The organism is Nesterenkonia muleiensis, assembly GCF_003600155.1.
GTDB lineage: Bacteria > Actinomycetota > Actinomycetes > Actinomycetales > Micrococcaceae > Nesterenkonia > Nesterenkonia muleiensis.
This window is the reverse complement of sequence record NZ_QWLD01000040.1, coordinates 278,792-299,438: the sequence shown is the minus strand read 5'-3', so window position 1 is coordinate 299,438 and position 20,647 is coordinate 278,792. Positions and strand designations below refer to the sequence as shown.

The window sequence follows — 20,647 nt, the reverse complement described above, 5'->3', positions numbered from 1 at the left end:
TTTCTTGACGTGATTCCTAGGCGGTGGCGGCTTGGGCGCGGAGGCTGCGCAGCAGCTGATCCTCTTCTTCGATGAGGATCCGGCGCAGTGCTCCCGGGGCTTCGGCGTTCTCCTCCAGCCAGCGCCGCGTGCGCTGGGCCACCGGATGCTGATCCGGATGCTGCCCAGCGCCCAAGTCCTGTGACCCGGGGAAGAGTCCGCGGACCACCCGGGTGGCCTGACCCTGGGTCATACCCTCCCAGACTTCGGTGAGCGCTTCGAAGTAGTCCTCGGTCCACCTTACGGTCAGTCCCTGCGGGTCGGCAGTGAAACCCTCCACCGTGGCGGTCAGGTGATCGTTGGAGAGCTCGGCTCCCTCAGCATCGACACCCGTCAGAGCCTGCCGGAGAGCCTGCTTCTTGACCTGCGGATCAGGCCGTGCCGCCGCGGCGAGCCGGTGGGCGATCTCACCCCGGGCGGTGGTGCGGCTCTGAAGCTCGGCATCGAGCTCGGCCTCACCGACCCGTCCGTATGCGGCCAGGGCCTGCAAGAACAGCCAGCGCAGCTGCTCGTCGGTCTCGGTCTCCAGCATCTGAACCAGGAAATCCAGCTGGCTGCCGTGCCGGCGGGAGAGCGTGGCCAGCGTGCGGGTGGCGGCAAGGACAGCGTCGTCGCTCTTGTCATCATCGCTCACGAACTCCGCCAGTCCCGCGGCGAAGACGGTCTCCAGCTGCTCCCGCTGCGCTGCGGGGGTGTAGAGCTCACAGGCCTGGTTGGCCTGCCGCAGCAATGACTGGACCACTGCGGACTCGGGGATGCTCAGGCCCAGCTGCAGCACCGCGTGGACAAACCTGGCAGCGGAGAGCTCACCGTCGCGCACCATGGACCAGACGGCAGCCCACACCGTGGCCCGGGCCAGCGGATCGCCCACCGGGTGGCTCAGCACCGCTTCCACCGACCCTGCGTCCAGCACCAGCTTGGCGTAAGTCAGGTCCTCATCATTGGGCAGGATCAGCCGCGGTATTCCCGGTTCAGGCAGCTGCAGCCCCGGCACCGGGGTGAGCCCGCCCACGGCGTCGGCAGGAAGTTCAACCGGCACCGACTGGACCCGGGTCAGGGCGCCGGTGCCATCCAGGGTGAAGAGGCCGACCCGGATCACATGCGGCCGGGCGATCGGCTCCCCGGTGGCCGGGTCGGTGCCGGACTGCTGGACCTGCAGCCCGCCGGTGTCATCGATGGGAGCGCTAAGCACCGGGATGCCGGAGGTCTGCAGCCACGCCTGGGACCAGGCCCGCATGTCCTTGCCGGTCACCTCCTCCAGCACACTGAGGAAGTCCGCAAGCCTGGCATTGCGATAAGCGAAGCGCTTGAAGTAGCGGCGCGCCGACTCCCGGAAAGCATCCGCCCCGGCATAGGCAGCCAGCTGCTTGAGCACGCTGGCCCCCTTGGCGTAGGTGATGCCGTCGAAGTTCTGATCAGCTGCCTCCAGGTCCGCAATATCCGCCACAATCGGGTGCGTGGTGGGCAGCTGGTCCTGCACATAGGCCCAGCCTTTCCGCGAGTTGGCGAAGGCGATCCATCCGGTGGTGAAGTCGGTGGCGGCGTCGACCGCATAGGAGCCCATGAAGTCTGCGAAGGACTCTTTGAGCCAGAGATCGTCCCACCACTCCATGGTCACCAGGTCGCCGAACCACATATGGGCCATCTCATGCAGGATGGTGTTGGCCCGGGTCTCATGCTGGGACTCAGTGGCCGCAGTGTCGAACACATAGGATTCGGTGAAGGTCACCAAACCGGGGTTCTCCATGGCACCGAGGTTGTACTCCGGGACGAAGATCTGGTCATACTTCCCGTTTCCCCCTGAACCTCGGCCCCAGGGGTAGGGGTAGTCGAACTCCTGGTGGAAGAAGTCCAGACCTTGCTTGGTGATCTTGAGAATCTCCCCAGCATCCAAGTGTTCGGCCAGGGAGGCCCGGCAGAGCACCGCCAGGTCGATCTCGAAGGGCTCCCCTTCATGACCCGAGCCTCGCCAGCTGTCGGTGACCACGTGGTAGGGACCGGCCGCCAGCGCGGTGATGTAGGAGCTGATGATCTCGGTCTCGGCGAAGCTGACCCGCACCAGTCCGTCCCCGGCCAGCTCGCGAGAGACCTCCCGGCCGTTCGACCTCAGCTGCCAGTCCTCGGGCCCGGTGATGGAGAACCGGAACCGGGCTTTGAGGTCAGGCTGGTCGAAGACCGGGAAGACCCGACGGCAGTCAGCCGGCTCGTACTGGGTGTAGAGGTAGACCTGCCCGTCACTGGGATCGGCGAACCGGTGCAGGCCCTCGCCGGAGCGGGAGAATCTGGAGACCGAATCGATCTCCACCACATTGGTTCCCTCCACCAGGTCAGGAAGCCGTATTCCGGCACGGCCGGCGGCCGCCGCAGCATCGCAGTCCCTGCCGTTGATGCGCAGCGACTGCACCGAAACACCTATGTAATCCAGGAATGGCACACTTCCGTCAGCGCCTGCAGCGGCGGCAGAGCGGCCCGGGCTGAAAGTCAGCTCCACACGGGTGCTGACCGGGTAGCTGGTGGCCCCGTCATCGGCGGCGGCAGAGAGGTCCACGTGGACGGTGTAGGAGGAGACGCTGATGTTCGAGGAGCGAAACACTGCCTGGTCCCGGCTGAGATTCTCAGTTTCTGACATAGTGGTATTCAAACAGACCCGGACAGAACAGTAGGAACATGAAGGATCTCTTCGCTGAGTACCCGAAGGCCATGGAACGCTCCACCGCCTTCGACGAGATGTTCTCCCCCGACGGCACGCTGCGGCCCGACTACTCCGGAGTCAACGATGTGCTGCAGTCGTTGACCAGCCCCGACGTCTCCGCCCGGGCCGAGACGATGGCACGGACGTTTCTGGACCGCGGTGTGACCTTCGACTTCGCCGGGGAGGAACGGGCCTGGCCGCTGGACATCGTGCCGCGGATCATTCCCGGTCAGGAGTGGAACAGCATCTCGGCCGGGGTGGCCCAGCGGGTCACTGCCCTGGAGATGTTCCTCAACGACGTCTACGACCGGATGGAGATCGTCCGCGACGGCGTCGTGCCGCGCTCACTGATCACCTCCAGCGCGCATTTCCACCGTGAGGTGCACGGCTTCAAGACCCCCGGCGGAGTCCGGGTGCATATCTCCGGGATCGATCTGGTGAGGGACGACACCGGCACCTTCCGGGTACTGGAGGACAATGTCCGGGTGCCCTCCGGAGTCTCCTATGTGCTGGAGAACCGCCGGGCGATCGCCAAAGGGCTGCCTGAAGCCTTCTCCGGGGCGGCCATCCGGCCGGTGGAGGAGTATCCCCGACGGCTTCTCTCGGCTCTGCGCCGCACAGCTCCTGAGGGCGTCGATGACCCCACTGTGGTGGTGCTGACTCCCGGGGTGTACAACTCCGCCTACTTCGAGCACACTCTGCTGGCCGGGATGATGGGGGTGGAGCTGGTGGAGGGCCGAGACCTGGTCTGCCGCGGCAACCGGGTGTATATGCGCACCACCGAGGGCGAGCAGCGGGTGGATGTCATCTACAAGCGCCTCGACGACGATTTCCTGGACCCCCTGCAGTTCCGAGCCGACTCCATGCTCGGGATCCCAGGAATCGTCAACGCCGCCCGGGCAGGCAATGTCACCATCGCCAACGCAGTGGGCAACGGTGTGGCCGACGACAAGCTGGTCTACACCTATGTGCCGGACATCATCCGCTACTACCTGGGCGAGGATCCCATCATCGAAAATGTGGACACCTACCGCCTGGAAGAGGCCGAGGCCCGGGAAGAGGTGATGGACCGGCTGGAGGAGCTGGTGGTCAAGCCGGTGGACGGCTCCGGGGGCAAGGGACTGGTCATCGGCCCTGCCGCCACGCCCGGAGAGCTGGAGGCTCTGCGCAAGAAGGTGATGGCCGACCCGCGCGGCTGGATCGCCCAGCCGGTGCTGCAGCTCTCCACAGTCCCCACACTGGCCGAGGACACCTTCGGCCCGAGGCATGTGGACCTGCGTCCGTTCGCGATCAACGACGGTGAGGACGTCTGGGTGCTGCCCGGGGGCCTGACCCGCGTGGCACTCACCGAGGGTTCCCTGGTGGTCAACTCCTCCCAGGGAGGCGGCTCCAAGGACACCTGGGTGGTCGACCAGGACGGCGCCGCAGGCACGGCGGTCTCCACTGCTGTGCCCTGGAGCACCCGACGCCGCAGCCAGTCGTCTCAACGGGTCTGGCCCTCGGCGTTCCACACCGATGCGAATCCGGCAGACGCCTTCGACGAGCAGCAGCAGCAGCAGAACCAAGCTGGTTCCGACGGTGCGCACATGCAGCGCTCGCCTCGCGGCCGGCTCACGCCGACCATCGCACCTGAAGCCGCGGCGGCCCCGCAGGAAGGAGGCGTCTGATGCTGAGCCGGATTGCTGAGTCGCTGTTCTGGATCGGCAGGTACGTGGAGCGCGCCGACGGCACAGCCCGCATCCTGGATGTCCACCTTGAGCGGCTCAACCAGCTCCCGCTGCCCGAGCAGCGCACGGTCTCGGCCAACCTGCTGGCGGTCATGGGCGTGGAGCCCAGCGAGGACTCGCCCACTGGACTGCAGCATCTGGTCACCCGGATGGCCTTCGACCTCCAGCAGCCCAACTCGATCGCCGGCTCGCTCTCCGCGGCCCGGGAGAACGCCAGGCGCGCCCGGGAGACGGTGTCCGCACCGGTGTGGGAATCGCTCAACGCCACCTGGAACGGGCTCACCAGCCACCGACAGGATGTGGTGGGCACCTACCGCTTCTGCACCTGGGTGATCGAACGCACCGCCACCGTGCAGGGCATGGCCGACTCCACGATGAGCCGAGACGACACCTGGCAGTTCCTGGCCCTGGGCCGTGCGCTGGAGCGTGCAGATATGACTGCGCGCATGCTCGCCACCGGAGATGAGGAGGCCTTCCGGCTCTCCTGGGCCAATATGCTGCGCTGCGCCGGGGCCTATGAGTCTTTCCTGCGCAGCCGCCGGGCGGCGTTCGGCGACGCCTACGCCGTGGAGTTCCTGCTGCTGGATCAGCTCTTCCCGCGATCAGTGGTCTCGGCCCTGCGCCAGGTGGAGCAGTCACTGATCGCCCTGGACCCCGAATACAGCCGCACCGGCAAGATGGACAGCGCCAGGCGCCTGGTGGGTCAGGCGCGCACGTTCCTGGAGTACCACCACTCTGAGGATCTGATCGGTGAGTTGGCTGAGCACCTGGAGCGGGTGCAGGCAGCGTGTGCCGGGGCCTCTGATGCCATCACGACCAAGTACTTCGCGCAGGCGTCCGAGCATGCGTGGACGGGAGAGCACATATGACGCGGTTGCACGTGGTTCACACCACCGACTACCAGTACGGAGCACCGGTGTCGGTCTCCTACAACGAGGCGCGGATGACCCCGCAGACCGATGCCGCCCAGGTGGTGCTGGAGACGGATCTGAAGATCTCGCCCTACGCCACCACACTCTCGCACTACCGGGACTACTGGGGAACCAAAGTGCACACCTTCGACCTGCACTCCTGGCACGAGACCCTGACGGTCACGGCACAGGCCTTGGTGGAGGTCCACCGCGCTGAGAAGCAGCATGCCCCGGAGGACCTGCTGGACTGGGATCAGCTCGCGCTTGCTGAGAACCTCGAGGAGTTCAGCGACTATCTGCCCCAGTCCAAGCTCTCTGTACCGGGTCAGGAGCTCACTGATGCCGCTGCGGAGATCTCCGCCGGGAACACCCCGAACCAGACGGCCCTGGCCCTCTTCGCCTGGCTGCGCGAGCAGATGGAGTACCAGCCTGGCACCACTGGAGTGCACTACAACGCCGAGGCGTCCTTCGCCGAACGCAAAGGCGTCTGCCAGGACCTCTCCCATGTGGCCATCGGAGCGCTGCGCACCTTGGGAATTCCCGCCCGCTATGTCTCCGGGTACATCCATCCGGACCCGGAGACTGCCATCGGCACCGAGGTAGCGGGACAGTCCCATGCCTGGCTGGAATGGTGGGACGGCCGCTGGCACTCCTGGGACCCCACCAATCATCAGCCCGCCGGTGATCATCACATTCTGGTGACCCGCGGCAGGGACTACGCCGATGTGACCCCGTTCAAGGGGATCCTCTCCGGCGGCACCCCGGAGACCGTCCTGAACGTGGATGTCAGGCTGACGCGCCAGGCCTGAGGGTCTCCCGCTCCCGCTTCTCACGCCGCCTGTCGTTGAGCAGGCAGAGCCCTATCGCCACCGCGAAGAGCAGGGTCAGCGGAATCATGATGAAGAACATGGTGACCGCCTCACCTCCGGGGGCCGCCAGAGCGGACATCACCGCGATCAGCATCACCACCCCGCGCCAGGAGTTGAGGATCTGGCGGCCACTGATGATCCCCATCATGTTGATGCCCACCAGAATCACCGGGATCACCATAGCGATCCCGCAGGCTAAGAACAGATGGAGCACAAAAGTGAAGTAGATGCTGGGGTCGATGACGTTGGCAGTGCCCTCAGGGTTGAGTTGGAAGAAGAACTCGATGGCCCGCGGCAGCAGTGTATAGGCCATCGCGATCCCGGCCAGGAACAGCGGAACGCTGACGGCGATGAAGGCGATCGCGTACCGCTTTTCCTTCTTCTTCAGCCCCGGCATGATGAAGGCCCAGATCTGGTAGAGCCAGACCGGAGAGGATATCACCAGGCCCACGAACAGTGAGAGCCGGATCAGCATGTCCAGTGGCTGCCCCACCGCGTTGAATGCGATCGCCGTCAGTCTGGTCTCGTCACCTGATCCGAACTCCAGCACCGGTTCGGCCAAGGAGGCGAAGAGCCAGTCGTAGAGGAAGAACCCGGCCACTGCCCCCAGCACGATCCCGGCACCGGAGACCAGCAGCCTGCGTCGCAGTTCGCGAAGATGCTCCCGCAGCGGCATCCGCCCCTCGGCATCGCGCTTGGCGCGTTTGGACCCGGGCACCTCAGGAGTGGTCGCGGCGTCCGCGACTCTTGTGCACATCGGCCGTAGGGTCGATGACCTTGCCCTCTACGGCAGAAGGCTCGGCGGAGGCGTCGTCGCCGGCCTCCTGATCTTCCTCCTGCGTAGTCCTGACCTCGGACCTGAAGATCCTCGCAGACTCCCCCATCGAACGAGCAAGCTTAGGCAGGCGGGTGGCGCCGAAGAGCAGCAGGACAATGAGCAGCAGAATCAGCCACTGCCAGCCGGAAATGTTCATGAACAGGTTCCTTTCCTCTTCCGGTCAAGTCTAATGGACTCCCCTGGATGCTTCACGACGGCGCCAGCGCATCTTCGGCACGGCGTCGTACTTCCTCACGAAGCTCCGCAGGACGGATGACCTCGATGTCTCCCCCTGCCTCCAGGCACACCCGCACGGCGGCCTCCTGAGTGGCGAAATGCGTGGAGATGGTCCGCGTCCCGGTCTGTTTGTCGGTGTGCTGCTTGACCGGGCTGTACATGACGGCCTGGGCGGCGGCACAGGGTGCGAATCGCAGCACCACCGGCACTGACTCAGCGGTCACCGGCACCTGGGGCCGGGGACTCTGGCTGAGATCAAGGGCAGCGGCCTCGGCACCCTGGGCCGCCTGCGGCAGCGCGGTCATGCGCAGGATCCGGCTGAGGCGGAAGAACCGCTCCCCCTCGGCGTGACGGCACCAGGCACGCAGATAGGTATGCGGGCCGTCGTAGACGATCTGGACCGGCTCGATGGTCCTGCTGCTATACCGCCCGGACGCATCGGCATACTCCAGATCCAACGCATATCCCGCGTCCATGGCCTCGCCGGCAGTCTGCAGAAGGGGCCCGTCGGCAGAGGCGCGGGACAAGGACATGGACATAGCCGCCTGCGCGATGGACCTCGGCACAATACCTAGAATCTTCTGCTGAAGGTTCTCCGCAGCCCGGGCAATATGCTCATCAGCCGCAGGGCAGACCTCGATGAGAGCTTTCAGCGCGATCATCAGGCTCAGCGCCCCGGGTTTGGTCAGCGAGACCGGCTTGTCCAGGACTCCGCTGCCGGGGTGCAGCACAATCGGCTCATCGGCGGTGAGGTACTCGGAGACGAACTGCTCATCGTTCAGCGGAGGGAAGGGCTGTACATCGAGGGTGTCTGGGAACCCGTGGGTGTTGACCAGGCTGATGCTGAGCAGATCACGCAGCAGCTGCTCCTCAGTGATCGCATACTTCACCAGCAACTGGCTGGGTCGGACTCCCCCGCCGGCCAGCAGCAGGGCTATCATATTGACCACACGTTCGGTTTTGGCCGCCGCGTCATCCTTCCGCAGCCCGCCGGGTGGATCTGTGAGCTTGGGCAGCGTCTGCGGAGCCGGTCCCTGGTGCGCACGCAGGGCGCCGCAGAGCAGCTCCCGCTCCGCGAACTGTCGCTCAGTCGGCTCCAGGACCGCAGACACATCCAGCTGCGCGTAGAGCCTCTCAGAAGCAATCTGTCCCACCACCTCAGCCTCCGCCTCGGTCAGTGTGGCCGCCGGCAGCGCCGTGATCGAACCAGTCACCCGGTCCAGGCGGAAAAGCCGCTGCTGGTCCCGGTCCAGGTCATGGGCGATGAGATACCAGTGGCCCTGGGCGCCAGTGGCCAGCGGAACCACACGCCTGGTCTCAGCCCCGGACCGGCCTCTTCCGGTGTAGCGGAAGGTCACCGGGATGCGAGTGCCGATGGTGGCGACGTCGATCAGATGGGAGAGCTCCGCCTCCGAGCCGATGGATGCCTGCAGGGCTCGGGGGGCCAGGGGGGAGACGACATCCTGGTAGTCGGGGTTGATGGCCCACAGTGCGTGCTGCAGTCCGGCGATGTGGTGATGGGCGAACAGCAGCTGGGCGCGGTGGAGGGCCATATGCTCGTCAGCGGTGAGCTGAAGGTCCGGCAGTCCGTACTGGCGCCTGTCGATCCGGTACCGGTAGTCGTCCTCAGAGCTGGGTTCGCTCAGTGCGATGCCGCAGCTGCGCAGGTGCGCTTTGTCATGGCCGAAGAGCTTCTCCAGAGCCGCGTCGGCCCGTTTCCGCTGAACCCCGGTGAGCCGGTCCCGCTCATCGCGACGGGCACGGTAGAGCTCAACCTTGTCGAAGATCTGCTCCCGGCTCAGCCCACCTGGATGGTTCAGCAGGGCGTTGGCCATGGAGAGTGCCCGCACCACACCGTCCTCAGCCGCTGCAGTCTGCCGCGGCTGCTGATCGGTATCCCCCTCGTGATGCTGCATAGGCCTCAGCGATCAGTCGGTCTTGTTGACCTTCACCAAGTCCACCACGAAGATGAGGGTCTCATGGGGCCCGATGGCGCCACCGGCCCCGGCTTCGCCGTAGGCCAGATGCGGGGGAATCTCCAGACGCCGGCGGGCACCTTCCTTCATGCCGATCAGCCCTTGGTCCCAGCCCTGGATGACCTGGCCGATGCCTGCGGTGAAGTCCAGCGGCGCTCCGCGGTTCCAGGAGGCGTCGAACTCCTCGCCGGTGGACCAGGAGACACCGACATAGTGGCAGGAGATGGCGTCACCGGGGGCCACCTCCGGTCCGGACCCGGGGATGATCTCCTCGATCACCAGTTCCTCCGGCGGAGTCTCTCCCGGAAAGTCGACCTCTGGGCGGCCGCGGTCGTAGCTTCGCTGTCCGAAAGACATGTCATTCATCCTCGTCGTCGGTGTCATCGTCGCTGTCCGGGTCTTCCTCGGAGTCAGCCTCATCCTCAGCGCCGTCTTCCGCGCCCTGGAACATCTCACGCAGCTCGTCCGGGGAGATGCCCATCATCAGAAACTGGGCAATCTCATCCTCGCCGACGCCGAGCTCCTCGGCCAGTTCGGCGACCTCTTCCTCGTCAACCTCGGGCATCTCACCCATCTCAGGCTGCTGGGCCTCCTGCTGGGCGGCCTGGAGCTCCTCCATGGTTTCGCTGTCGATGGTGCGCAGGATGTCGATGGCGAAGATCAGGGTGCCGCCCGGACCACCAGTCTCAGTGGTGCCGTCGTCGTTGACCGCTTCACCGTAGGCCTGGTCTTCGGGAATGACCAGCAGGAGGCGGTCGCCCACGTTGTGGCCGGGGATGCCCTCCAGCCAGCCTTCGATCACACCACCGGTGAGCGAGAAGTCGAAGGGTGCCCCGGGCTCGCCATCTTCGCCCCAGGACTGGTCGAAAATCTCCCCGTCCTCCCAGCGCCAACCGCGGTACTGGGCGATGACGTGATCATCGTCGGCCACTTCAGCGCCGTCACCGGCGATCAGCACCTCACTGGTGAGCTCGCTGGGCGGCTCTGCCTCGGCGTCGTACTCACCGAGCTCGGGCGCAGTGCCAGTTTCGGAGTCGACCTGGGGCAGATCCCCGGACTGCTCCTGCTCCTGCCCATCGGCATAAATCAGGTACTGGTCGAGTATCTCGACATTCCAGAGGATCGGCTCGGTCATTCCGATGTCTTCATCTGCGACCATGTACAGCAGCACATCTGATCCGACAGTGGCCCCTTCGCCTGAGACAGCCTCGCCCACGAAACGGTCTAGGTCATTGTCTGATTGCAGCAACAGTGGTACTGGCAGTGTTTGAGGGAGCATCTCATCGTAGCTGTGCTGCTGCACTGCTCCGTCATCGGGGTTCACCGCAGTCATGTGATAGTCAACCAGCATGTCGGAGCCGACCTGCTCGCCCTCGCCCTGGGTCACCACGTAGGAGGAGTTCTCATCGGCCTCGATCGGGTCGTAGATGACGACCTCGGGGGCTTCTCCCTCTGAGCTGTGGTTGACCTCGACCCCGGAGAGCGCTCCGGAATCGCCGAGGCCTTCGTCGCCGTTGCAGGCGGTGAGCAGAAGGACGGCGGTGGCGGACAGGGCCAGCGGGGCTTTGGCAGCGCGGTGAATGTGCATCGAGGGAACTCTACTCGTTTGTTTCAGACTTTGTCAGATCAGCGGAGGCTCCGGCGGTGCGGCCTCACCGGTGAATGCGTACTTTTCAGTCAGCGCCACAGTGACGCCCCTCTGGCTCCGCTCATCACCGCTGAGCTCACGCAGCTGGGCTCCCCGGTCGCCGAGTCTGTCCAGCAGCGCCTCCACGCGCTCATCCTGGGCGGCGAAAGGGTCTTTGACCATCACCGCCTCCAACGGCCGGTCGATCAGCTTGTGATGGACCCAGTCCACCGTGCACTCAGCGCCATAGGCCCGGGCGGTGGAGAGGAACTCGCCCCGGACTGCTGCCCGGGTCGGCGGCGGGGAGGTCATGGCCCGGGTGATGCGCTCCTCAGAGAGGACGTCGGTGGCCAGGCCACGTGTGAGCAGCAGATGGAAGAGCCCGCGCTGCGGATTGACATCGTGGTAGGACATGTCGATCTGTGCGAGCCGGGGGTGGCTGAGCTCCAGGCCGTGACGCGCAGCGACCTGCTGAACCAGCCGCTTCTTGATGGCCCAGTCGATGTCCTGGTCGATGAGGCCGTGGTTGCCGGTCTCCACCGCCTCCAGCGTGCGCGCCCAGAGCTCCAGGATGGTCTCCACATGCCGGTGGTGGGAGCCTTGCTCGGTGACGAACCTGGTGACCCTCTCCAGCAGTCCCCGTTGGATCTGCGCGGCAGTCAGCTCCTGGCCGCTGCGCAGGCGCACGGTGGTCCGGCCGGTGATGTCGTGGCTGATCGCGCGGATCGCCGCGATCGGGTTCTCCAGTTCGTAGTCGCCGATCGGCACCCCGGCCTCGATCATCCGCAGCACCAGATCTGTGGCGCCGTAGCGCAGCAGCGAGGTGGTGGAGGACATGTTGGAGTCCCCCACAATGACATGCAGCCTGCGGTGGGCGGCGGCGTCGGCGTGGGGCTCGTCCCGGGTGTTGATGATCGGCCGCGACCTGGTGGTGGCGCTGGAGATGCCCTCCCACATGTGGTCAGCACGCTGGGAGAACGCGAAGTGCGCCTCGTTCTCCTGGTCAGCCGGCACGACGCGGCCGGCTCCGGCGATGATCTGCCGGGTGACCAGGAACGGAAGCAGAATTCCGGAGAGCCGCCGGAAGTGGGTGGTCCGCGGTATCAGATAGTTCTCGTGGCTGCCGTAGGAGTTGCCCGCTGAGTCCACATTGTTCTTCAGCACATAGACCTGGCCGTTGAATCCGTCGTCCCGGATTCGCTCCTCGGTCCACTGCGCCAGGTCATGCATGATCCGCTCACCGGCACGGTCTGAGGCGATCAGGTCGATCAGGTCATCGCATTCGGCGGTGGCGTACTCCGGGTGGGAGCCGACGTCCAGGTAGAGCCGTGAGCCGTTGGGGATGAAGATGTTGGAGCTGCGTCCGAACTCCACCACCGGACGGAACAGGTAGCGGGCCAGTTCATCAGGGGGCAGGCCACGGCCGGTCTCCGGGTGATGAATGAGGCCGAATTCGGTTTCGACGCCGTAGACGCGTCGGTCCACGCCCTACTGGCCGCCCTTCTGGACGAAGCCCTTGACGAACTCCTCGGCATTGGCCTCCAGCACGGTGTCGATCTCGTCCAGGAGACTGTCGAGCTCCTCAACGCGCTCGGAGGCCTGCGGGTTTCCCTTCACCTGGCCGGAATCCGCAGACTCCGGCGTCTGATCCCCGCCGGGGCGGTGCGGCTGCTTCTGCGGCTGTGCTGACATGGAGACCATCCTACCGCTGGCCCAGCATGTACTGCAGGCCCTCCACCAGCTCGGCAGTATCTGCGGCGCTCTCCAGAACCGGCTCGGCCTTGACCCGGGTGGCAGCATAGGGATCGGGCAGGTGCAGCCTGACCGGTGGAGAGACTTCATCGGGACGCAGCAGCACCTGATCCCACGAGGCACCCACCACTGCCTGAGCATGCTGTGTGACCAACTGGCCGCGCAGCCAGGCCCGGGTCTCCTCCGGAGGATGCTCGGCGGCCCAGGCGACCTGCTCATCGGTGAACAGCCGGCGCATCCGCCCGGCCCTGGCCAGCTTGTAGTACAGGCCCTTCTCCGGCCGCAGATCGTGGTACTGCAGGTCGATCATGCCCAGCGTCGGCGAGTCCCAATCCAAGCTGTCCCGGCGGCGGTAGGACTCCAGCAGCTGGAGCTTGGAGACCCAGTCCACCCGGTCGGCGGCCAGGCTGAGGTCCTCAGCGAGGTCGTTCAGCAGCTGGTGCCACGCCTCGATCACCTCAGCGGTCTCAGTGTCCGGGGCCGCATGGGGGAGCCCGGGGGCGTGGACGGTGCGGGCATGGGCGGTCGCCGCCTGCAGGTACTGCTGCTGGATCTCCAGGGCGGTCATGGGACCACGGTCTGTGGAGACTCTCTGGGTCAGGGTGGGATCGTGGGAGATGGCCTTCAGGGCCTGCACCGGGTCGGTGAGCCTGATCTGCGGAGCCGAGCCGGATTCGATCAGGTCCAGCACCAGGGCCGTGGTGCCGACTCGCAGCCAGGCGGAGTATTCGCTCATATTGGCGTCACCGATGATCACATGCAGCCGGCGCCAGGTGTCGAAGTGCGCATGCGGCTCGTCCCTGGTGTTGATGATGGGCCGGCGCACCGTGGTCTCCAGCCCGACCTGCTCCTCGAAGAAGTCCGCCCGCTGGGAGATCTGGAACCCGCTGCTCTGGCCCCGCTGCCCGATGCCGACCCGCCCGGCGCCGCAGAGCACCTGCCGGGTGACGAAGAAGGGCAGCAGCCCCGCGACAAGATCGTCGAACGGAACCGATCGCGGCACCAGATAGTTCTCATGGGCACCGTAGGAGACGGATTTGTTGTCGGTGTTGTTCTTGTACAGCAGCAGCTCCGGCGCCCCCGGCTCCCGGGACAGCCGCTGCGCGGCCGCACGGGCGACGACGTCGCCGGCGACGTCGTAGAGCACGGCACGTTTGGCACCCAGGGTCTCTGGCGCCGAATACTCCGGATGAGCGTGGTCGACGTAGAACCTCGCCCCGTTGCCTAGCACCAGATTCATCAGCAGCTGAGGCTGTCCGGCCTGGAGCTCGAAGAAGTCCCCGCGCCAATGCGCAGAGCCAGGCGGGTTGAAGCCGCTTTCTGCGGTGTCTGCCGGGCTGGGATCGCCGCCGGAGACATTGCCCAGGGCATCCACCAGCGCCTCCGGGGTATCGGTGAGCTGGCTGGGATGCGCTGAGGATCGCGGCAGCACCCACCCCCGGGCGTCCACCAGCGGGGACTCGGACTGATAGTCCCATTCGGTGCCGGCCACCGCTCCCCCGGTTTCGGTGACATGGGCGGCATAGGCGTTGACCAGCTCGATCGACAGTGCCACGTGGCTGGCCCGCGGGTTGGCAGGGGCATGGATCCCGTACTCGGTCTCCATGCCGATCAGACGGCGTACACTCACCCTGCGATCCCCAGTCCGGCCACCATGGCCCGCTGCTCGGCGAGCTCCTGCTCGATCGCCTGCTCCAGATGTGCGGAGGTGATGCCCTTGACCTCCTCGTCTGCAGAGCTTGCCAGGTAGTCCTTGATCGCAAGCTTCTTGGCGCGGTCGACAATGTTGCTCAGCACCGCTCCGGACATGAACCCGGCGTGCTCGGGGTAGAGCTGAGAGATCGTCGACTCGATCAGTGCGGTGCGGGCGGCGTCGCGCCCTCCGTGCTCTTCGACCAGGGCAGAGCGCAGCGGCACCGCATCGCTCAGATGAATGCCGAGAATGTCGCGCGCCCCGGCCGCGGTGGGCCGCTGAACCCGGATCTTCACATCAAGCCGTCCCGGCCGCAGGATGGCCGGGTCGATCATGTCTTCGCGGTTGGAGGCGCCGATGACGATCACATTGTCCAATGACTCCACACCGTCGATCTCCGCCAGCAGCTGCGGCACGATGGTGGTCTCCACATCGGAGGAGACTCCGGTGCCGCGGGTGCGGAACAGCGCTTCCATCTCGTCGAAGAACACCACCACCGGCGAGCCGGCTGAGGCACGCTCCCGGGCCCGGGAGAAGATCACCCGGATATGGCGCTCGGTCTCACCCACATACTTGTTCAGCAACTCCGGTCCTTTGATGTTCAAGAAGTACGCGACTGCCTCATCGCCGTTGGTCAACGAAGTGGCCACCGCCTTGGCGATCATGGTCTTCCCGCAGCCCGGCGGGCCGTAGAGCAGAATGCCCTTAGGCGCCCGCAGCCCGTGCTCACGGAAGAGGTCAGCGTGAAGGACGGGGAGCTCCACCGCATCGCGGATCTGCTCAATCTGCTCTGCCAGACCGCCGATGTCCTGGTAGGAGACATCCGGAGTCTCCTCCAGCACCACATCTTCGACCTCGGAGAGCGGCACCACCTCAGTGGCCGTTCCGATGCGCAGGTCGACCACCACAGCGTCCCCGACCCGTACCGGCTTCTCACCCTCTGCCTGCACCTCAGCCGAGGGTGAGAGCTTGACCACCCTCTCGTCCTCTCCGCGGGCGATGATGACCAACCTGCCGTCGGGAAGGATCTCCTTGACCCGGGCGATCTCACCGGTGCCCTCAGGGTCTAACACGGCGATGATGGTGTAGTTCTCATTGAGCATCACCTGGCTGCCGGGGGTGACCTCCTCCGGGACGATCAGCGGGGAGACCGAGACGCGCAGCTTCCGGCCGGAGTGCAGCACATCGCAGCCGGGCCCGGTGGCCGCCTCGATCTCACGGCCCTCTGTCCGGTCCCGCTGCTGGTGGTAGCCGACCACCGTGGCAAAGGTGAAAGGCGGCTGCCCGTCGGCCTCCAAGGCCAGTTTGAGCTGATCGATCTGGCCCTTGGTCGCCTCCAGCAGGCCCTTCATCCGATCATTGTTCCGTCCGGCCGACTGAAGCTGACGCTCCAGATCCCGCTGCCTGCTGCGCAGATTGTCGATCTGCCGATGCGCCTGTTCCAGCCGGCTGCTCAACTGCTCGGTTTGGGCCTCAGTCTGACTCATCTGTGGACACCTCCTTGGCTGCCTCGGCGTGCCGGACCGCATTGGCGGCGGCTTTGCGCGCCTTCTTCTTCGATACCACGCGAGTCTTGAGACTCTCCTGATCCCAAGTGGCTTCGACGTCGTCGTCGTTCTCCCACGCCGTGCCGGCCCAGGCCCGTTTGTCCTCGGCAGAGGGCTCAGAGACCTTCTCCCGCTTCTTCAGCGCCAATGGCAGCTGCCCCTCGGCCAGACGCCTGGCGGAGAGCAAGAACCCGGTGTGGGCGACCATCCGGTGGTCCGGACGCACCGCCAAACCGTCCAAGTGCCAGGTACGCATCATGGTTTCGTGGGCCTCCGGCTCGGTGAAACCGCCACTGCCGCGGATGGCCTCGGTCAGCCGGGAGAGCTGGGTCACGGTGGCCACGTAGCTGACCCATACGCCGCCGGGGGCCAAGACCGTGCGTACGGTGTTCAGGCACTCCCAGGGGGCCAGCATGTCCAGCACCACCCGGTCCACGCCGCCGGGGGCTTCGATGTCCAGGGGTTTGTCAGCGGCATCGCCGATGAGGATCTGCCAGCCCGGGTGCGGCTCGCCGAAAAACGCCTCCACATTGCTCTGGGCGATCTCGGCGAACTCCTCACGCAGTTCGTAGGAGTTCAGCGTTCCTGACTCGCCCACTGCCCGCAACAGGGAGATGCTCAGCGCCCCTGAGCCGACTCCGGCCTCCAGCACGTGGGCCCCGGGGAAGATGTCTGCGACCTGCACCATCTGGGCAGAGTCCTTGGGGTAGACCACAGTGGCCCCGCGCGGCATGGAGAGCACATAGTCGTTCAGCAGCGGGCGCAGCACCTGGTACCGGTAGCCCGCGCTGTTCTCCACCACGATTCCCTCGGACTGACCGATCAGCAGGCCATGGTGGAGCACACCCTGGTGGGTGTGCCATTCGCCTCCCTCAGTGAGCGTGATGGTGGACTTCCGGCCCTTGTAGTCGGTGAGCTGGACCCGCTGCCCGGCCTGCAGCGCACCGGTGCGCATATGCTTGCCGACCGGCCGTGCGACCACCGAGTGCCCGCCCCTCATGCGACCGCCGGGGCAGGGTCTCGGAGGAGAAGCTGCTGCAGGTCGGTGACTCGGGCACCGTCGAGGGTGTCCAACAGATGCCACTGACCGGTTTCAGGCAGCGGGGTGTAGTGCGGCACAGCCAGGGTCACCAGGCCTGAGGCCGCTGCGGCGGCAGTCCCCGGCACTGAATCTTCAATGGCGATGCAGCGCTGGCGCTGAAGCTGCGCTCCAGTGCGGCCCTGGTGGTCCGCTGCCATGGTGTCAAAGGCCAGGTGATAGGCCTCAGGGTCAGGTTTTCCGGCTGAGACCATATCTCCGGTGACGGTGAACTCCAGCTGTCCGGCTGGCAGCGCATCTGCCACCGCCCGGGCCAGCGGGGTGAAGCTCATGGTCACCAGCGCATTGCGGACCTGCTCAGCATGCAGCTCCTCCAGCAGCTCACGGGCCCCTGGGCGCCAGGGCATCCGCTCAGCACATTTGGCGACCACCTGACCGGTCAGGTGGTCGATGATCTCACGGACTCCCATCTGCACCCCGGACTGCTGGAGCACGGTGGCGGAGAAGGGCAGGGCTTGACCCACCAGCAGATGCGCCTTCTCATCGTTCCAGGACCCCCCATGGGCCCTGACCAGCTGGTACTCAGATTCCATCCAGTAGGGCTCGGTGTCCACGAGAGTGCCGTCCATGTCCCAGAAAACGGCTTGCAGTTCTGACATATCCACCATCGTACGCTTCCACCAGCGGTGGCTTGCTACTACTGTGAGAAATGTGAGTGAGGACAACCAGAACCCCGACTCGGCAGATCCGGACGCCCCCGCGGCCAGAGTGGACCGGGCAGAGCTGCTTGCTGCTCACCTGCGCAGAATCGCCGAGACCAATGGCGAGGACAGCGGCAGGCCCACGGTGATGGTGCTTGCCTTCGAAGGGTGGAACGACGCCGGCGGGGCGGCCTCCGCTGCTGTGCGCACCCTGTCTCAGGCCTTCGGCGCGGAGCTGGTGGAGAAGCTCACAGATGAGGAGTTCTACGATTTCCAGTTCTCCCGTCCCAGAGTGTTGCGCAACCCCAGCGGACGGGAGATCATCTGGCCCTCCACCACCATCCTGCGTGCCGCACCGGAGGCCGGGGAGTTCGACCTGCTCCTCGTCCACGGTGTGGAGCCCAGTTTCCGGTGGCGCGGCTACACTGCCGATCTGCTGACACTGGCGGCGGAGCATCATGTGGCCGCGGTGGTTCTGGTGGGTGCGCTGCTGGCCGATGTCCCGCATACCAGGCCTATACCGGCGTCGTTCTCCTCAGAGGACGATCAGCTCCGGGAGCTGCTGGACATCGAGGAGCCCACCTATGAGGGGCCGGTGGGGATCGTGGGGGTTCTGGCCCATACTGCCTACCAGGCCGGCATTCCCGCCGTCTCGCTGTGGGCGGCGGTGCCGCACTATGTGGGCCAGGCGCCCTCCCCCAAGGCGCAGCTGGCGCTGGTGCGCAAGCTCGAAGAGCTGCTTGATCTGCCGCTGGACCCTCAGGAGGCCGAGGAGATCGCTGAGGACGCCGCTGCCTGGGAGCGGGGGGTCGACGATCTTGCCGATGAGGACAACGAGATCGCTGAATACGTCAAGCGGCTGGAGGAGGCCACGGACACTACGAACCTTCCGGAGGCGTCGGGGGACGCCATCGCCGAGGAGTTCGAACGCTACCTGCGTCGGCGCAAACCGCCTGAGCGTTAGGATGTTGCGGCCGGCTTCCTCAGCCGGAGAGGTCGATCCCCAGCAGCGCCTGCACCACATGGTGAACCCGCGTCCTGCTGGTTCCTGCGGCAAGATGTCCGCTGGCCCAGAGGTCGAGGCTGGTCAAGGCGGCCGGTGCGTTGAGATCATTGGCGAGGGCGCTGATCAGGGCGTACTGCAGGTCATCAGCCCCGGCGTCATCGTCCTGACGGTCCTCGGCCTGCTGCCATGCGGCTTTCCAACGGAGGAGGCGCTGCTCGGACTCCCGGAGTTTCTGCCCGGTATAGGGCCAGTCCTGACGCCAGTGGTGGGTGAGGATCAGTGTCCGGATCGCCTGCGGGTCCACTCCGTCGGAGCGCAGCTGGGACACCAGCACCAGGTTTCCGCGCGATTTGGACATCTTCTCCCCGTCGAGCCCGACCATGCCGGTGTGCATATAGCGCTCAGCCAGGGCCACGCCGTCGGCCGCGGTGGCATGCGCGGCGGAGAACTCGTGGTGCGGGAAGCGCAGGTCCGAGCCGCCGCCCTGGACGGTGAACGGCGCGGGCAGGTGCCGCCTGGCGATCACTGAGCATTCGATGTGCCAACCGGGCCGGCCCTGTCCCAGCCTGCCGCCGGGCCATTGGGGCTCCCCCTGGCGTGCCGAGCGCCAGAGCAGCGGGTCGAGAGGGTCTCGTTTGCCGGCCCGCTGAGGATCGCCGCCGCGTTCGGGAAAGAGCTGCTCCATAGTCTGCCGGTCATAGTTGCCCACACTGCCCAAACGCCAGTCAGTGCGCTGTTCGGCGGCGGCGATGTCGAAGTAGTAGTCGTCACCGGCGGCGTCATCGGCAGCAACCGGATAGGCGATCTCCAGGTGGTGGAGACGTTCGACGTCTTCGACCACTGCCGGGATCATCTCCACCGCACCCAGGTAGTGAGTTGGTGGGATGACGCTGAGCGCGGTCATATCCTCCCGGAACAGCTCAGTCTGGGACTCCGCCAGGTCCTGCCAGTCCGCTCCTGTGCTCTGCGCCCGTTCCAGGAGCGGGTCGTCGATGTCGGTGACATTCTGCACATACTGCACGTCCACGCCGCAGGCCAGCCAGTAACGCACCAAGAGGTCGAAGTGGACGTAGGTGTTGGCATGGCCCAAGTGGGTGGCGTCGTAGGGTGTGATGCCACAGACATAGAGGGAGGCCACACCGTTGCGGGAGACGGTGCTGACGGTGCTTGAGGCCGGCGTGTCGTAAAGCTCAAGGGTCTCGGCGACGTGCGGCAGGCCGGGCACAGCAGGGGCACTCCACGATTTCACGCATTGATCCTCTCACGGGCGGATAGGTCCAACTCACAGACAACCCGCAGACGCCCCGGATCATTCCGTCGGTTCAGCCGTCCTCAAGATCATCATCGAGGTCATCGTCCTCGTCGAGCTCATCGACATCGTCTGACTCCTCGTCGTAGAGGTCCAGCGGGGTCACCTCTCCAGTGGCGGCGAAGAGCGCGTCCTCATAGGCCTCGAAGGCGTCTGCGACTCGGTAGAACGTGGTCTCCACAGCCGGATCGTCCTCGCCACGGCGGTTGACCGCGGTGGAAAGATGCTCCTCCAGTGCATTGGTGAGCGCGCTGAGTGCGATGCGAGGATCGATGTTCATAGGCACACAGTATCAACGCCGCCAGTCCGCGCGGTAGACCCAATGTGCACCGAGGCTTGACCGTGTGCTTTAGAGTGGTCGCAATGTCAGATAAGACTCCGGCCACCGTGCCGACCCGGTACCTTACTGAGGGCGACGACGGCCGCGGCTGGGAATACCTGGTGATCACCTGCCAGCCGCGGGAGTCGTTGGCGGAGGCACGGCGTCAGGTGATCGACCATGCGGAGTACGGCCGCTGGGAGCTCCGCCGCTCGGCGATCTACACCGGCGGCGTGCGCAAGTATTGGCTGCGGAGGCGCCGCATCCGTGTTAAGCGGACCTTCTAGGATCCCCCGCCGTGCAATTTGCACAGTGAGATTCCCACCAACGTTGACGTGGAGACGGATTCTGGGAAACAGGCTGTGCATCTGGAACAGCAACCTGCA

At 65.7% G+C, this 20,647-nt stretch carries 19 protein-coding genes; 5 read left to right on the top strand and 14 right to left on the bottom strand.

Features of this window, described 5'->3' with window-relative positions; translation table 11 throughout:
* Window positions 1-16: 16 nt before the first annotated feature.
* Window positions 17-2,668 carry an aminopeptidase N gene (gene pepN / locus DVO78_RS12560; protein ID WP_120005219.1) on the bottom strand — a complete coding sequence of 884 codons (2,652 nt, stop codon included), beginning with the start codon at window positions 2,666-2,668 and terminating at the stop codon, window positions 17-19.
* A gap of 38 nt (window positions 2,669-2,706) precedes the next feature.
* Here pepN and DVO78_RS12555 point away from each other — a divergent pair, with 38 nt between their 5' ends.
* Genes DVO78_RS12555 through DVO78_RS12545 form a run of 3 tightly spaced genes read left to right on the top strand, consistent with a single transcriptional unit; the run spans window position 2,707 to window position 6,178 of the window.
* Window positions 2,707-4,398 carry a circularly permuted type 2 ATP-grasp protein gene (locus DVO78_RS12555; RefSeq protein WP_120005218.1) on the top strand — a complete coding sequence of 564 codons (1,692 nt, stop codon included), beginning with the start codon at window positions 2,707-2,709 and terminating at the stop codon, window positions 4,396-4,398.
* Window positions 4,398-5,327, top strand: a complete 930-nt coding sequence (locus DVO78_RS12550) for an alpha-E domain-containing protein (protein ID WP_120005217.1) — start codon at window positions 4,398-4,400, stop codon at window positions 5,325-5,327. The genes DVO78_RS12555 and DVO78_RS12550 overlap by 1 nt, the downstream gene beginning before the upstream one ends.
* On the top strand, window positions 5,324-6,178 hold the full coding sequence (locus DVO78_RS12545; RefSeq protein WP_120005216.1) for a transglutaminase family protein: 855 nt from the start codon (window positions 5,324-5,326) through the stop codon (window positions 6,176-6,178). The genes DVO78_RS12550 and DVO78_RS12545 overlap by 4 nt, the downstream gene beginning before the upstream one ends.
* Here DVO78_RS12545 and tatC read toward each other — a convergent pair.
* Genes tatC through DVO78_RS12490 form a run of 11 tightly spaced genes read right to left on the bottom strand, consistent with a single transcriptional unit; the run spans window position 6,156 to window position 17,585 of the window.
* The gene (tatC, locus tag DVO78_RS12540; protein WP_120005215.1) at window positions 6,156-6,995 is read right to left on the bottom strand and encodes a twin-arginine translocase subunit TatC; all 840 of its coding nucleotides are present in this window, start codon (window positions 6,993-6,995) and stop codon (window positions 6,156-6,158) included. The two genes, DVO78_RS12545 and tatC, sit on opposite strands and share 23 nt — an antisense overlap.
* Window positions 6,958-7,212, bottom strand: coding sequence for a twin-arginine translocase TatA/TatE family subunit (gene tatA / locus DVO78_RS12535; RefSeq protein WP_120005214.1), 255 nt, complete (start codon window positions 7,210-7,212; stop codon window positions 6,958-6,960). Before tatA ends, tatC begins: the two co-directional genes overlap by 38 nt.
* A 52-nt stretch (window positions 7,213-7,264) precedes the next feature.
* Window positions 7,265-9,208 (bottom strand): helix-turn-helix transcriptional regulator, encoded by a 1,944-nt coding sequence (locus tag DVO78_RS12530; RefSeq protein WP_120005213.1) that lies wholly within the window; start codon window positions 9,206-9,208, stop codon window positions 7,265-7,267.
* Window positions 9,209-9,220: 12 nt separating this feature from the next.
* The gene (locus tag DVO78_RS12525; protein ID WP_120005212.1) at window positions 9,221-9,625 is read right to left on the bottom strand and encodes an FKBP-type peptidyl-prolyl cis-trans isomerase; all 405 of its coding nucleotides are present in this window, start codon (window positions 9,623-9,625) and stop codon (window positions 9,221-9,223) included.
* 1 nt (window position 9,626) lies between these two features.
* Window positions 9,627-10,856, bottom strand: a complete 1,230-nt coding sequence (locus DVO78_RS12520; RefSeq protein WP_120005211.1) for an FKBP-type peptidyl-prolyl cis-trans isomerase — start codon at window positions 10,854-10,856, stop codon at window positions 9,627-9,629.
* 33 nt (window positions 10,857-10,889) lie between these two features.
* A complete protein-coding gene (pafA, locus tag DVO78_RS12515; protein ID WP_120005210.1) occupies window positions 10,890-12,380 on the bottom strand; it encodes a Pup--protein ligase in 1,491 nt (496 codons plus the stop codon).
* Between the two features lie 3 nt (window positions 12,381-12,383).
* Entirely contained in the window at window positions 12,384-12,587 is a 204-nt protein-coding gene (locus DVO78_RS12510) for a ubiquitin-like protein Pup (RefSeq protein WP_120005390.1), read from the bottom strand.
* A 10-nt stretch (window positions 12,588-12,597) separates the two neighbouring features.
* Window positions 12,598-14,277, bottom strand: coding sequence for a depupylase/deamidase Dop (gene dop / locus DVO78_RS12505; RefSeq protein WP_238385285.1), 1,680 nt, complete (start codon window positions 14,275-14,277; stop codon window positions 12,598-12,600).
* Window positions 14,274-15,827: a proteasome ATPase gene (arc, locus tag DVO78_RS12500; RefSeq protein WP_120005209.1), complete on the bottom strand. Its 1,554-nt coding sequence runs from the start codon at window positions 15,825-15,827 to the stop codon at window positions 14,274-14,276. Before arc ends, dop begins: the two co-directional genes overlap by 4 nt.
* On the bottom strand, window positions 15,814-16,887 hold the full coding sequence (locus DVO78_RS12495) for a tRNA (adenine-N1)-methyltransferase (RefSeq protein WP_120005208.1): 1,074 nt from the start codon (window positions 16,885-16,887) through the stop codon (window positions 15,814-15,816). Before DVO78_RS12495 ends, arc begins: the two co-directional genes overlap by 14 nt.
* Entirely contained in the window at window positions 16,884-17,585 is a 702-nt protein-coding gene (locus DVO78_RS12490) for an HAD family hydrolase (RefSeq protein WP_238385284.1), read from the bottom strand. Before DVO78_RS12490 ends, DVO78_RS12495 begins: the two co-directional genes overlap by 4 nt.
* 124 nt (window positions 17,586-17,709) lie before the next feature.
* Here DVO78_RS12490 and DVO78_RS12485 point away from each other — a divergent pair, with 124 nt between their 5' ends.
* Window positions 17,710-18,591 (top strand): PAC2 family protein, encoded by an 882-nt coding sequence (locus tag DVO78_RS12485; protein WP_238385300.1) that lies wholly within the window; start codon window positions 17,710-17,712, stop codon window positions 18,589-18,591.
* A gap of 19 nt (window positions 18,592-18,610) precedes the next feature.
* Here the strand turns inward: DVO78_RS12485 and mshC are convergent, their stop codons facing one another.
* Both mshC and DVO78_RS12475 read right to left on the bottom strand, forming a co-directional pair.
* Entirely contained in the window at window positions 18,611-19,882 is a 1,272-nt protein-coding gene (gene mshC / locus DVO78_RS12480) for a cysteine--1-D-myo-inosityl 2-amino-2-deoxy-alpha-D-glucopyranoside ligase (protein WP_120005206.1), read from the bottom strand.
* A 73-nt stretch (window positions 19,883-19,955) separates the two neighbouring features.
* Window positions 19,956-20,222, bottom strand: coding sequence for a hypothetical protein (locus DVO78_RS12475; RefSeq protein ID WP_120005205.1), 267 nt, complete (start codon window positions 20,220-20,222; stop codon window positions 19,956-19,958).
* A gap of 83 nt (window positions 20,223-20,305) precedes the next feature.
* Between DVO78_RS12475 and DVO78_RS12470 the strand changes: the two genes are divergently transcribed.
* On the top strand, window positions 20,306-20,548 hold the full coding sequence (locus tag DVO78_RS12470; RefSeq protein WP_120005204.1) for a DUF5703 family protein: 243 nt from the start codon (window positions 20,306-20,308) through the stop codon (window positions 20,546-20,548).
* The last annotated feature ends 99 nt before the right edge of the window (window positions 20,549-20,647 follow it).